At 63.9% G+C, this 13147-nt stretch carries 10 protein-coding genes and 2 pseudogenes; 7 read left to right on the plus strand and 5 right to left on the minus strand.

Features of this window, described 5'->3' with window-relative positions:
• Positions 1 to 255: 255 nt before the first annotated feature.
• Positions 256 to 769, minus strand: a pseudogene (locus tag DNJ95_RS11030) (TonB-dependent siderophore receptor); the annotation flags it as partial.
• Positions 766 to 1011, minus strand: a complete 246-nt coding sequence (locus tag DNJ95_RS11035) for a hypothetical protein (RefSeq protein WP_131184781.1) — start codon at positions 1009 to 1011, stop codon at positions 766 to 768. The pseudogene DNJ95_RS11030 and the gene DNJ95_RS11035, both read right to left, overlap by 4 nt.
• 326 nt (positions 1012 to 1337) lie before the next feature.
• Here DNJ95_RS11035 and DNJ95_RS11040 point away from each other — a divergent pair, with 326 nt between their 5' ends.
• Complete coding sequence (locus DNJ95_RS11040) at positions 1338 to 2342, plus strand: TerC family protein (RefSeq protein ID WP_131184782.1); 1005 nt, start codon at positions 1338 to 1340, stop codon at positions 2340 to 2342.
• Between the two features lie 172 nt (positions 2343 to 2514).
• Here the strand turns inward: DNJ95_RS11040 and DNJ95_RS19800 are convergent.
• A pseudogene (locus tag DNJ95_RS19800) lies at positions 2515 to 2658 on the minus strand (FecR/PupR family sigma factor regulator); the annotation flags it as partial.
• A gap of 181 nt (positions 2659 to 2839) precedes the next feature.
• Positions 2840 to 4426, minus strand: a complete 1587-nt coding sequence (gene gshA, locus DNJ95_RS11050; protein ID WP_131184783.1) for a glutamate--cysteine ligase — start codon at positions 4424 to 4426, stop codon at positions 2840 to 2842.
• 516 nt (positions 4427 to 4942) lie between these two features.
• Between gshA and DNJ95_RS11055 the strand changes: the two genes are divergently transcribed.
• The 4 genes from DNJ95_RS11055 (at position 4943) to DNJ95_RS11070 (ending at position 11087) form a co-directional block, all read left to right on the plus strand.
• Positions 4943 to 7156: a bifunctional diguanylate cyclase/phosphodiesterase gene (locus DNJ95_RS11055; protein ID WP_131184784.1), complete on the plus strand. Its 2214-nt coding sequence runs from the start codon at positions 4943 to 4945 to the stop codon at positions 7154 to 7156.
• Between the two features lie 25 nt (positions 7157 to 7181).
• The gene (locus DNJ95_RS11060) at positions 7182 to 8318 is read left to right on the plus strand and encodes a sugar diacid recognition domain-containing protein (protein ID WP_131184785.1); all 1137 of its coding nucleotides are present in this window, start codon (positions 7182 to 7184) and stop codon (positions 8316 to 8318) included.
• A gap of 210 nt (positions 8319 to 8528) precedes the next feature.
• Positions 8529 to 9896, plus strand: a complete 1368-nt coding sequence (locus tag DNJ95_RS11065) for a GntP family permease (RefSeq protein WP_131184786.1) — start codon at positions 8529 to 8531, stop codon at positions 9894 to 9896.
• A 54-nt stretch (positions 9897 to 9950) separates the two neighbouring features.
• On the plus strand, positions 9951 to 11087 hold the full coding sequence (locus tag DNJ95_RS11070) for a glycerate kinase (RefSeq protein WP_131184787.1): 1137 nt from the start codon (positions 9951 to 9953) through the stop codon (positions 11085 to 11087).
• A 288-nt stretch (positions 11088 to 11375) separates the two neighbouring features.
• On the opposite strand, the gene DNJ95_RS11075 is transcribed toward DNJ95_RS11070, so the two are convergent.
• On the minus strand, positions 11376 to 11759 hold the full coding sequence (locus DNJ95_RS11075; RefSeq protein WP_131184788.1) for a hypothetical protein: 384 nt from the start codon (positions 11757 to 11759) through the stop codon (positions 11376 to 11378).
• Between the two features lie 249 nt (positions 11760 to 12008).
• Between DNJ95_RS11075 and DNJ95_RS11080 the strand changes: the two genes are divergently transcribed.
• Positions 12009 to 12695 (plus strand): Crp/Fnr family transcriptional regulator, encoded by a 687-nt coding sequence (locus tag DNJ95_RS11080; protein WP_131184789.1) that lies wholly within the window; start codon positions 12009 to 12011, stop codon positions 12693 to 12695.
• A gap of 67 nt (positions 12696 to 12762) precedes the next feature.
• Positions 12763 to 13095 (plus strand): N(2)-fixation sustaining protein CowN, encoded by a 333-nt coding sequence (cowN, locus tag DNJ95_RS11085; protein WP_131184790.1) that lies wholly within the window; start codon positions 12763 to 12765, stop codon positions 13093 to 13095.
• Positions 13096 to 13147 lie beyond the last annotated feature (52 nt).

Raw genomic sequence — 13147 nt, forward strand, 5'->3', positions numbered from 1 at the left:
CCACACCGCGTCCAGCCAGCAGGACCCGGTCGTCATCAAGGGCATGGCGGAGGTGGCCAACAGGCCGGGCGCGGGCCCGGTCCTGCCCGCGAGGACCGATCGCCAGTCGTAGGAGACTTCCAGAGCGGCAACGCGTTCCTGGCCGTAGTAGCAACCCATGTAGTAGTTGCAGTGCGATACGTACTCCCGATCGAACAGGTTCTGTACGTTCAGTCTGGCCTGCACTCCGCGCAGGGTTGGGGACAGCTTGCTCAGGTCATAGCTGACGCTGGTGTCATAAACGACGAACGCTGGCACTTCAAGCGTGTTGGCCGAGTTCCCGGGTTTGCGACCGGTATAGCGCGCACCCAGGCCCACTGTCAGGCCATCAAGCAACGCCGGGGTGAAGTGATAGTCCACCCACAGGCGCCTGCATTTCGCTGCGGTTGCCCTTGGTCGAACCATTGGTCTTCGTGTAGAACGAGTCGATGTAGCTGGCAGAAGCCAGAATATCGATATTGGAAATGCTGGATTTCGCTTCCAGCTCGACACCACGACTACGGACCTCGGCAGACTGCTCGGAGTACTGTCGATAGGTCAAATCGGTGGTCAGCATGTTTTCTTGTGTGAGCTCGAATACAGATGCAGTGATCAGTGTCTTGTCGAATGGCTGGTATTTCACCCCCACTTCGTACTGCTTGCCTTCAGTAGGGTCGAACGCATTGCCGCCACGCTCCGGCGCGGTGGTACCCACCAGGGGAACAAAGGCATGACCGTAGCGGCCGGTCACCCCGCGAGAAGGAAATCATGAGTCAGCTCGCCTGGTACCAGTACTTGAATACGGGTCACACGCGAAAAAGCAGCCAACGCACCATCCAGAGATTGCGCCGGGATGGAGAACGGGTAGGCGTCGTTCTGCGCCTGCACGCCTTGCGCCGCACTGGCGAAATGCAATGGCGACAGGCTGGCAGCGATGGCCAGAGACAGCAGGGTCGGCAGGCCAATGCGGCGCGCGGCGACGGAGTAATGCATGGTGATCTCCCCAGTGATCGGATTCGATGTCGGCCCGGCACCCTTGATTGTTGAGAGTGCGTTCTATTCGTGCCTCAATCACCAGGGACGCCAGTGCCGGGAAAAACCCTGAGCAAAATTTCACAAACCTGCGAGCGGCATGAATCTCGGGGTGCCATGGCGCTATTCAACATTTGCAACAATCGGACGCAGGCCGCCTGCAACGATGCATTGACCTGGGTATGGCGGCTCTTTAGTCTTCGCCGCGTAACGCCGGGCCCCTCTGACGGCTGCCGCCGCCATGTCGGAGTTACAGTCTGTATAACTTCGACTGAAGGAGGGGCCTGATGAACGCCCTAGAAACGTTTTTCCTCGCTGAGTTCATGGGCACGGCCACCTGGCTGTGGCTGTCCTTTCTTGTACTGGTCTTTTCTCTGCTGGCGTTCGATCTCGGTGTGCTGCACCGCGACAACAAGCCCATCGGCGTCAAGGAAAGCCTGATGCTCTCCGCCGGCTATATCACCGCCGGCCTGCTGTTCTCGATCTGGGTCTGGTATCAGAAAGGTGGAGACTCAAGCCTCGACTACCTGACCGGCTTCCTGATCGAGAAGTCCCTGTCCATCGACAACGTCTTCGTCATGGCGCTGATCTTCAGCTTCCTCGGCATCCCCCGCGAGTATCAGCACAAGGTGCTGTTCTGGGGCATTCTCGGGGTGATCGTGCTGCGCGCGCTGATGATCGGCCTGGGCGCGGTACTGATCCACCGCTTCGAGTGGATTCTCTACGTGTTCGGCGTGTTCCTGGTGGTCACCGGTATTCGCATGCTGTTCGCCAAGGTCGATGACCACCCGGACCTGGCCAACAACTTCCTGGTCAGGTTCCTGCGCACCCATCTGCGCGTCACCGACCAGTTGCACGGGCAGCGCTTCTTCGTGCGCCAGCCGGATCGGCACGGCAAGACCGTACTCTGGGCCACCCCCCTGCTGCTGGCGCTGATATTGATCGAATGCGCCGACGTGGTGTTCGCGGTGGACAGCGTGCCGGCGATCTTCGCCATCACCCAGGACCCGTTCATCATCTACACCTCGAACATCTTCGCCATCCTCGGCCTGCGCGCGCTGTACTTCGCCCTGGCCGCGCTGATCCACCGCTTCGCCTACCTCAAGTACGCGCTGGCGCTGGTGCTGGTGTTCATCGGCAGCAAGATTTTCCTGGTCGGCTTCATCGGCAAGATCCCCGCAGCCATCTCCCTCGGCGTGACCCTGGGGCTGTTGGCCGGTGGCGTGCTGCTCTCGCTGTGGAAGACACGCACCGAAGCGGCCACGCCCGCACAGGCTCACGACGAGAAGTGACTGGCGCATCGGCCCGCAGACGCTCGAGCCAGGCCAGTTGCAGGGCGAGCAGCCCGACGGCCAGCAGTAGCACGGCGGCACAGGCCCATGCTCCTGGTTGCCGGAGGTTACGGCTTTCCTTGCGCAGTACCTGCCGTGCCGGCTCCCGCAAGGCGCCCAGCAGGCGCTGCACTTCATCCCAGGCCTGTCGCTGCGCCGTCCCCTGCGCCAGCCAGGCCGCGAACGCCTGGCGGTCGCGCACACCGGCATCATCGGCGCTCAAGCGGAAATGCCAGGCACTGGCCTCCTCGAACAGGCGGTCTTCGTCGTCGATCATGCCCGGCTCAGTCACCGGTGCGCCGGACGACGAAGCGCTCCAGGGCTTTTTTCTGCTCGGAGAACAGGCGTGCGAGTTGCGCATTCCAGGAAGGCAAGGCGAATCCCCTGCATGGCATGGCTAGTGAGGGCGGCCACACTACCACCAGATGCAAATGATTCAAAATCATGCAAGCGTCGATTCAGACGCTGATACCCACCAGGCTCGCCTGATAAGCCGCGACGAAGCTGTCGAAGTCGCCACTTTCGTCACGCTCCAGCGCAGCCTGCTCTTCCAGCGAGCGCCTGGCATCGTCATCGAACGCCTGGGCGAGCGCCGCGGGCAGCGGCTCTGCCCGGAAGTACTCGGCATGGGCGCGGCTCTGGCGCAGGGAAAAGTCGCGGAAGCTCTCCCGCCCTTCGCGCAGGCACGCCAGTACCCGGGCCGAAGGCGTCAGGGAAGAGTCCTCGACCTTCGCCCGCTGCACCCGCACCGCACGTGCATGATCTTCCCCACCCTGCCCGGCATCGAACAGGGCGGCCGCCTGGCCGATCTGCTCCAGCAACTCCCGCGCCCAGTCCTGCAGGCCGACCGCCTGCCCACGACGCTGCAATTGCAGGCCCGGACGGCGCCCCTCCTTGACCACGCGGAGGAAATTGCTGCCGCTGGCGGAGCACTCGCCGTCGGCCAGGCACGGGCTCTCCTGCAACGCGCAGTAGAGCAGGAAGGCATCCAGGAAACGCGCCTCGTCGATATCCACCCCCAGCGGCAGGAAGGGGTCGATATCCAGGCAGCGCACCTCGACGTACTGCACACCACGCGCCATCAGCGCCTGGATCGGCCGCTCGCCGCTGTAGGTGACGCGCTTGGGCCGAATGCTCGAGTAGTACTCGTTTTCGATCTGCAGCACATTGGTGTTGAGTTGCTGCCACTGCCCGCTGGCATCGTGGGTACCCAGCGCCGCATACGGCGGATAGGGCGTGGAGACAGCCAGGCGCAGGCTCTCGGTATAACTGTGCAATGCGTCGTAGCAAGGCGTCAGCCCGGACTGCGCGTTGTTCTGGTAACCCAGGTCGCTCATGCGCAGGCTGGTGGCCCAGGGCAGGTAGAGGGTGTCCGCGTCGAGCTGCTCCAGCCCGTGGGCGCGCCCGCGCAGGAAATCCGCATCCAGCGCCGGCGAAGCACCGAACAGGTACATCAGCAGCCAGCTGTAGCGGCGGAAATTGCGGATCAGGGCAATGTAGCGCTCCGACTGGTAGTCCCTCCGCGGCCGGGTATCACCCTCGGCGACCTGCAGCACCGCCCACAGGCGTTCCGGCAGCGAGAAGTTGTAGTGGATACCGGCAATGCACTGCATGGTCTTGCCATAACGCACCGCCAGGCCTCGCCGGTAGACATGCTTGAGCCGCCCGACATTGGAGCTGCCATATTCGGCGATGGGGATGCGCGCCTCGTCCGGTAGCGGGCAGGGCATCGAATGGCTCCAGAGGTACTCGCCGTCCAGCCGGGAATAGGTGAAGCGGTGCACCGCATCCAGCTCGTCCAGCGTCGCCTGGGGATCTTCGGCGGTCGGCGTGATGAACTCGAGCAGCGACTCGGAGTAGTCGGTGGTAATGCGCGTGTGCGTCAGCGCCGAGCCCAGCGCACGGGGATGCGGCGTCAGCGCCAGCTCTCCACGTGCGTCGACACGCAGGCACTCGCGTTCGATACCGTGCAGGCACTGGCCGAGCAGCGACAGGTTGGATGGCTCGGCCAACAGCGCCAGGCGCCCGGAGAAAAGATCGCTCAAGTTCGAATTCCTTCACTCTACAGTCGGCACAATATGGGGTGGCAGGCAGGCGGCTTCAAGTTACAAGCATCAGGTTGGAAGAAAAAACTGCCCATACATGCCATTACCGATCACAAGCGCCCCGTCGAGAATCGCCGGCAAAGCGCTATCGCCGGCGAAATCGGCCCCGCCACCCGGCCCGCCTCATCACGAAGAAATCCACTCGCCATTACCCGGCGACCACGGGCCAAGACCTCATGTGAGTCCCCGGCCACCCTCCTCGCGAGGCTTAGGCAATGCACTGGGGATGCAGAGCAAAGGTTGCCCCCGGCGCTTTTATCGCCGCACAGGGGAAAGAAGCAGAACAGATGCAGCCCAATGATGTCAAAACGACACACGCACTCGACCAGAAGCATGGCACCAGAGCATGTCCGCCCCTGGCGCCACCCGTTCGCCTCCCGATGAATGCATCGTTTCACCAGCAGTCGAACGATGGCCAGGGAAGCAGAGAACAGCAAAGAGGGAGGAAAATGCATCATGGAGCAACTGGGCATCCGATTCCTCGGACAGAAACCCGAAGCAGGCTGGCAGATACTGGATCATGGTCGCCATGACCCCTGGCTGCTGGTATTGGCCTGCCTGATCGCGATAGCCGGCAGCCTGGGCACACTGGTGATCGTCGAACACTTCAGGTATCTGGAACGCCCCGGGCTGCGCAGGGCCTGGTGGATCGTCGGCAGCCTGTGCCTGGCGGGCGGGGTCTGGTCGATGCACTTCATCAGCATGCTCGCGATGCAGGCTCCGGTGGCGATCAGCTACGACCTGCCCACCACCCTCCTTTCCCTGCTGGTGGCGTTCGCCGCCGCGCTGCTGGCGCTGCACTGCATGGGCCGCAACGGCAATAGCCCGCTGCACCGCCTGAGCGCCGCCCTGCTGATCGGCCTCGGTATCGCCGCCATGCATTACAGCGGCATGGCAGCCATGCGTTCGGAGGCCGTCGTCTATTACTCGGTCGACCTGTTCATCCTGTCCATCCTGGTGGCCGTCGCCGCCAGCCTGGCCGCTCTACTGCTGGCCGAATTCATCTCCCACGGCGACATGCCGCAGCGCAAAAGCTTCATTGCCATTGCCGCACTGCTGATGGGGGCTGCCGTCACATCCATGCATTTCACCGGCATGGCGGCCTTGCATCTGGTCGCCCCCGAAGGCACCGAAACCTTTTTGCATGACGTGACCAACAGCCAGACACTGGGCCTGATCATCGGCGGGGTCACTTTCGTCATCATCGTATTCAGCCTGGTGGCCGCCTGGGCGAACCGCAAGCTCGATGAAAAGGACCGGGACCTGCAACACGTCAACAGCCTGCTGGAGCAGCTCGATAGCACCCAGTCCTCGCTGGAGAAGGCCGCCTACTTCGACCCTCTGACCAACCTGTTGAACCGCCGTGGCTTCAACCGCGCCTTTTCCGCCCATCTGAATGAGCACGCCGACAGCGGCACCCTGGCCGTCATGTTCCTCGACGTGGACAACTTCAAGCGAATCAACGACAGCCTGGGGCACGATGCGGGGGACCGGATGCTGCGCATCGTGGCGTCCCGTCTGCAGGCGATCCTGCGCGAGAACGACCTGATCGCCCGCCTGGGAGGCGACGAGTTCTGCGTGGTGGCCCAGGTGGAACAGGAGGACACGGCGAAATCCCTGGCCTGCCGCCTGCTGCAACACATGCAGGAACCCATCGCGCTGGCCGACCGCCACCTGGTAGTCACCACCAGCGTCGGCATCAGCCTGTACCCGCAGGATGGCACCTCGCCCAAGGAACTGCTCAAGCATGCGGACCTAGCGCTCTACCAGTCCAAGGCCAACGGGCGCAATACCGTGCACTTCTTCAACCAGCAACTGAAGCAGAAGGCCTCGCTCGAACTGCAACTGGAAGAAGACCTGCGCACGGCGCTGCAGCAGAACGATGGGCTGGAACTCTTCTATCAACCCATCATCGAGCTGAAAAGTGGAAAGCCAAGCAAACTGGAGGCCCTCATACGCTGGAACCATCCGCAACACGGCCTGCTGACACCGGAGCGCTTCATTCCCGTGGCCGAAGCCAATGGCCTCATCGACATGCTCGACGACTGGGTATTGCGCCAGGCCCATGCGGACTTGCGGCAGCTCGATCAGGCCGGCTACCAGGGGCTCCCTCTCGCCGTCAACTGCTCCGCGCTGAACCTGTGCGGGAACGGCCTGCCACAGCGCATCGCGAGGATTTTCGGCAGCGACCAGCGGATCAGGCAACGGATAGAACTCGAAGTGACGGAAAGCGCCCTGCTCGGAGATATCGAACATGCCATCGAGCAACTGGAACGCATCCGGGCCACTGGCGTACGCGTGGCCATCGATGACTTTGGTACCGGCTATTCGTCGCTCGCCTACCTCAAGCGCCTGCCCCTGGATACGCTCAAGATCGACCGCTGCTTCATACAGGACCTGGCCTTCTGCCCCCAGGGAAGGGAAATCGTCCGCGCGATCATCGCCATGGCCCATGCGTTGCAAATGGATGTGGTCGCCGAAGGCGTGGAAGATGCCGAGCAACTGCGCATACTGCGCGCCGATGGCTGCGACCAGGTGCAAGGCTTCTTCTTCGGCACGCCCATGCCGCTGCAGAGACTGCTCGCACAGTGCCCGCACCATGACCGCGCCATGGAAGCATGGCGCTGGCCAACGGCCGCACCATCGGACATGCTGGGGTCGCACAGCTGAACCCCGAAACGGTTCCGAGGCCCCCATGCTAGAACTCGACTCCACCCTGGCGCAGCATATCGTCGAGCGCGCCATGGCCATCCTGCCGCACAATATCAATGTGATGGATGCCCAGGGCATGATCATCGGCAGCGGCGATCCCAGCCGCCTGCACACCCGCCACGAAGGCGCGCAACTGGTACTGGCCAACCGCCGCGTGGTGGAAATCGACGAGCAGGCGGCCGCCTGTCTGCGCGGGGTCAAGCCGGGGGTCAACCTGCCGTTGCGGCATGCCGAGCACCTGATCGGCGTGCTCGGTATCACCGGCGCCCCGGAAGTCGTCCGCCCCTATGCGGAACTGGTGCGCATGGCTGCCGAAATGCTCGTCGAGCAACGAGTGTTGCAGTCCGAACGGAACTGGCAGCGTCACCAGCAGGAAGCCTGGCTGCGTCACTTGCTCGACCCGCGACAGACACTCGCCAGCCTGGAAGCCGAGCAGGAACGCCTGGCGCTGAACCTGGGCTGGCCGAGGCAGATGTGCCTGCTGCGCCTGAGCGATGCGGACGATCCGCTGCCACGCCAGACCCGCCTGCTCGACACCCTCGGTGGCAAGAGCGAATACCTGCTGGCGCCGCTGGGGCGAAATGAAGTGCTCTGGTGCCGCCCCCACAGCGCCAGCCGCGACGACCAGGCCTGGCTGGCACTGGCCGATGAGCGCGAATGGGGGGTGCAGTCCCTGGCCCTGAGCGACCCCTTGCATGGGCTGGGTGAGCTGCGTCAGGCCAGCCTGGTGTTACATGATCTGCAAGCCTATGGCCAGGCCCGCTTTCCCGAGCGACGGCTGTTACGCCTGGAACAATTGCGCCTGCCGACCCTCCTCCATTCCCAGCGCCACAACTGGCTGCTGCAGGGCTGGCTGGCACCGCTACGGCAGGTCCTGGCCCAGGATACCCAGGGCAGCCTGCGGGCAACCCTGGACGCCTGGTGTGCCCATGATGGCCAGATCCAAGCCTGCGCCGAAGCGCTGGGCATTCACCGCAATACCCTGCGTTACCGGCTGGAGCGTATCGGCGAACTCAGCGGCCTCGACCTCACCCGCATGGATCAGCGCCTGCAACTGTCGCTGGGCCTGGGCCTGGGCCTGCTGGGTAGCGCCAGCATAGGGTGTGCCGCGCGCACCTGAACGATCGGTGCCGCTATCCAGGTACGCACGGCCATGAAGCGTCGTTCAACCATACGTATTGTGCACATGAACAAATAACAGCCGACATACCGCGGAATTTCAGTGCAACCGCATAAGGCCCGGGCAATCCATGCTGGGCCACAATGGCGAGCCTATCGGCATTCCCAACCGGATTCGCTATCCGGTCATAACAACAAGAGGAGTCTGGTCATGGCCCTGGTCCTGATCCTGGTGGCGCTGATCGTATTCATCGTACTGTCCACCACCCGTTTGAAACTGCACCCCTTTCTCTCCCTGCTCGCCGCGGCCCTGATCGCCGGCTTCGCCTATCAGTTGCCTCCAGGCGAAATCCTCAAGATCGTCAGCACAGGCTTCGGCGGCATCCTCGGCTATATCGGTATCGTCATCACCCTGGGCACCGTCATCGGCATCATCCTGGAACGCAGCGGCGCGGCCATCACCATGGCCGAGACAGTGATCCGCCTGCTGGGCCAGCGCTTCCCGACGCTGACCATGTCGATCATCGGCTACCTGGTGTCGATTCCGGTGTTCTGCGACTCCGGCTACATCATCCTCAACTCGCTGAAGAATGCCCTCGCCGCACGCATGAAAGTGTCGGTGGTGGCCATGAGCGTGGCGCTGGCCACCGGCCTCTACGCCACCCACACCTTTGTGCCGCCGACCCCCGGGCCGATCGCCGCCGCCGGCAACCTGGGCCTGGAGACATCCCTGGGGTTGGTCATCGCGGTCGGCCTGGTGGTGGCGCTGGTCACCGCCTTCGCCGGCATGCTCTGGGCCAACCGCTTCCTCAGGCAGGACGATCACCAGTTGCTGGAGGAAGCCCCCAGCGAACTGCTCGCCGACTCCGTGGACTTCGAGGCGCTCAAGGCGCGCTACGGCAAGCTGCCCAGTGCCTTCCAGGCCTTCGCGCCGATCTTCGTGCCAATCGTGCTGATCTGCCTCGGCTCCATCGCCGTGTTCCCCAGCAGCCCCCTGGGCGATGGCCTGGTCTATGATCTGCTGAGTTTCCTCGGCCAGCCGGTGGCGGCGCTGCTGGTGGGCCTGGCGCTGGCCTGCACGCTGCTCAAGAGCGACGACAAACGCCAGGAGTTCCACGACTACATCGTCGACGGCCTGGTGGCGGCCGCGCCGATCCTGCTGATCACCGGCGCCGGCGGCGCCTTCGGCGCGATCCTCAAGGCCACGCCGCTGGGCGACTACCTGGGCTCCACGCTGTCGGCACTGGGCATCGGCCTGCTCATGCCGTTCATCGTTGCCGCCGCGCTGAAAAGCGCCCAGGGCTCGACCACCGTATCCATGGTCACCACCTCGGCCCTGGTGGCGCCGATGCTCGGCCAGATCGGCCTGGACAGCGAAATGGGCCGGGTACTCACCGTGCTGGCCATCGGCGCCGGCGCCATGACCGTGTCCCATGCCAACGACAGCTATTTCTGGGTGGTCACCCAGTTCAGCCGCATGAAAGTCACCACCGCCTACCGCGCGCAGACCATGGCCACCCTGATCCAGGGCGTGGTCGGCATCATCACCGTCTGGCTGCTGAGCCTGGTCCTGCTGTAATCCGCGCTATCGACGGGCCGCTTCGCGCGGCCCGTCACTGCCGAGGTCATCGTCATGAAAATCGTCATCGCCCCCGACTCCTTCAAGGAGAGCCTCAGCGCACCCGCGGTGGCCGCCGCCATCGCCCGCGGCTGGCTGCAGGTCTACCCACAAGCCGAATGCCTGCTGCGGCCCATGGCCGACGGCGGTGAAGGCACGGTAGACGCCGTGCTGGCCGCCGTTGGCGGCGAACGCCGTGAATGCCGGGTCAGCGGCCCCCTGGGCGATACGGTAACGGCGCACTGGGGCTGGCTGGACGAAGCCACCGCCGTCATCGAGATGGCCGCCGCCAGCGGCCTGCACCTGGTGCCACGCGAACACCGCGACATCCGCCGGGCCAGCAGCCACGGCACTGGCGAACTGATCCTGCAGGCACTGGATGCCGGCGCCACACGGATCATCCTCGGCCTCGGCGGCAGCGCCACCAACGACGCCGGCGCCGGCCTGCTGCAGGCGCTGGGCATGCGTTTCCTGGATGCCCGGGGCCATGCGCTGCCAGCCGGCGGAGCGGCCCTGGCGAACCTGGACCAGCTCGACCTGAGCGGCCTGGACGCGCGCCTGCTGTCGACACGCATAGAAGTGGCCGCGGACGTCGACAACCCATTGTGCGGCCCACGCGGCGCCTCGGCGGTTTTCGGCCCGCAAAAAGGCGCGACCCCCGAATACGTGGCCGAACTGGATAATGCGCTCGGACATTTCGCCCGTGTCGGCGCTGCCACCCTGGGCGAGGACCATTCGCGCTTTCCCGGTGCCGGCGCGGCCGGCGGCCTGGGTTTCGCCGCCAGGGCCTTCCTCAAGGCCAGCTTCCGCCCCGGCATCGAGCTGGTGGCGGAACTGTCGGGGCTGGCGGCGGCGCTGGAAGGTGCCGAGCTGGTGATCACCGGCGAAGGGCGCATGGACGCCCAGACCCTGCATGGCAAGGCCCCGGTTGGCGTGGCACGGCTGGCGCACAAGGCTGGAGTGCCGGTGATCGCCCTGGCCGGCAGCCTCGGCGACGACTACCAGGCACTCTACGATGCGGGTATCGAGGCGGCCTTCAGCCTGGTCCCCGGCCCGCTCAGCCTGGAACAGGCCATGGCCGACAGCGCCAGCGAACTGCAGGCCCGCACCTGCGATATCGCCAGGCTCTGGCGACTGGCAGCGGGCCGCTAACGGCAGCGACAAATGCCAGCAAGCTCAGGACGCGTGCCTATGGCCGCGTCACCAATCAAGTATCGCGGTGGATAACAGCGGCTTTGCGCAGGGTGCGCCACGCGCACCTGAACCATCGACGCCGCTATCCGAGGTGCGCACGGCGCACCCTACCCCAGGGCACCTGACCGCAAGCCGACATTTGATGCGTGTAACGACACAAGCCTGTATAGCGAAACAGGTTTCTGCAAGAGGACACTGCACAGGCATCTCTTGTGCACCTGCCCCCGGGCACGCGTTCCACCTCGTTCAGAGCAACCCCTTGTCAACAGCCTCCGCCAGAGCGCTCCGTGTCAATTGGGTCAGCAACTCATCGCCAGACTCACGGAAAGGCAGGGCGAAAATCAGCAACAAGTGCATCCAGGTAGTCAGCACCTCCCGCTTCTCGGTTTGCCCCAACTTCTCGCCATCGCGATCACGAACCACCATCCTCATGGCCAGTGTGTTGTCGTAAGTGCCCGGAATCAGGAGAAACATCGCCCCAGAGACAAAGGCCATCCCAAGGCTGCCGGTTTCATGGTTATGCAACGTTACGGTCACATAGACATCGGACTCTTCCTGCTCGGTCGTTACCCGGGAAAAATGGCCGCTGTCGGCGAAGGCCTGGGTAACCAGCTTTTCCAGGGCCGGCACGTTGGCGTGACTAATACCAGGCCGATCATTGAGCGAATACTCGGCTTGTACTTTCAGATAGACACTAGACTTGGCCTGCTCCGGCGAACTCGGCGGCCAGGGTTCGACCCCGGCACTGCTAACCGGAAGAGCGATCTTTCCCCCTTATTGAATGCCCGGGTATCGCCGCCACCGGCATGGCGGCTCGCCCCGAAAAACAGGGCACGCTCCTTGCAAACTGGCGATAAACCGTATGTCGCAGGTGCTCCCATGCCATCCTCTCATCCTGGCCACGGCCCCTGTTCCCTGCCCGATGTGCTACTGGAGCGCTTTAGCTGCGAGAAGCTGGCGCGTGGCTACCTGGTCAGTGCGCCGCACTCTGCGCAGGATCGTATCCTTTACCTGCGGGAAGGTCGCATACGGGTTTATGTGGCCAGCGAGGACAAGGAGCTCACCCTCGCCTACCTCGCGCCGGGAGAGTTGTTCAGTACCCATACCCGCGCCTACCTGCGCACCGAATCGGCATGCCAGTTGCTGTCCATGCCCACCCAGCGCTTCGCGCAAACGCTGGCCAACCAGCCGGGAATGCTGGCCCTGGTCATGCCGGCGTTGGGGCGAATCCTCGAAAACAGCATCGCCATCATCGAAGACCTGGCGTTTCGCGATGTAGCCGGGCGCCTGGCGCGCTTCCTGCTGGTCGCCGCACGCCAGCACGCCCAAGGGGTGGCCGGACCTCTCGCGCAACTGCCGCTCGAACTGTCCGTGGGCGAGATAGCCCGGCTGCTCGCCACGACACGGCAGACGGTTTCCAGCCTGCTCAATCGTATGCAGCGCGAAGGCATCGTGCAGCGCCATGGCAGATGTCTGGTGCTGTTGCGCCCCGATGTCCTGCAGCGCTGGCAGTCCGGCGACAGCCGGGCGGATGGCACGAATCGCACAGGGCGAAGTGTCGTCTAGCCGACAACAAACCGGAATAAGCCCTCGTACCATCGGCTTCCCCCACTGACCACGCCAGGAGAACCCGATGAACCGTTCATGCCCTCTATCCCCTCGCGCCAGCGACGCCGAGCAGGGCCAGAACCCACGCCCGGACCGTTACGTCAGCTTCAAGGACATCGACTGTGACGGTAATGCCCGGCTGGTCATGGCGTTCGTCCGGCGGCATATCGACGATCCGCAACGCAGCAATGCCTTCTGGGAATATTTCAAGAAGAAGGCTTCCGGTGGCAGCGGCCCGCGCCCGGACGACCTGTTCCTGGTCCATAGCAACCTCAACCAGATACGGGAGTTGTTCGAGCAGTACGAGGATGAAGAAGCGCTGGCCTTGCTCGATATCGTCGAAGAGGAGTGCTGCTAGGGGTCTTTTGACGTTTCGTCGCGACCACGCCGGGGCTGTTCGCTGTGCGACC

It is taken from the genome of Stutzerimonas kirkiae (genome assembly GCF_004327335.1).
Taxonomy (GTDB): Bacteria; Pseudomonadota; Gammaproteobacteria; order Pseudomonadales; family Pseudomonadaceae; genus Stutzerimonas; species Stutzerimonas kirkiae.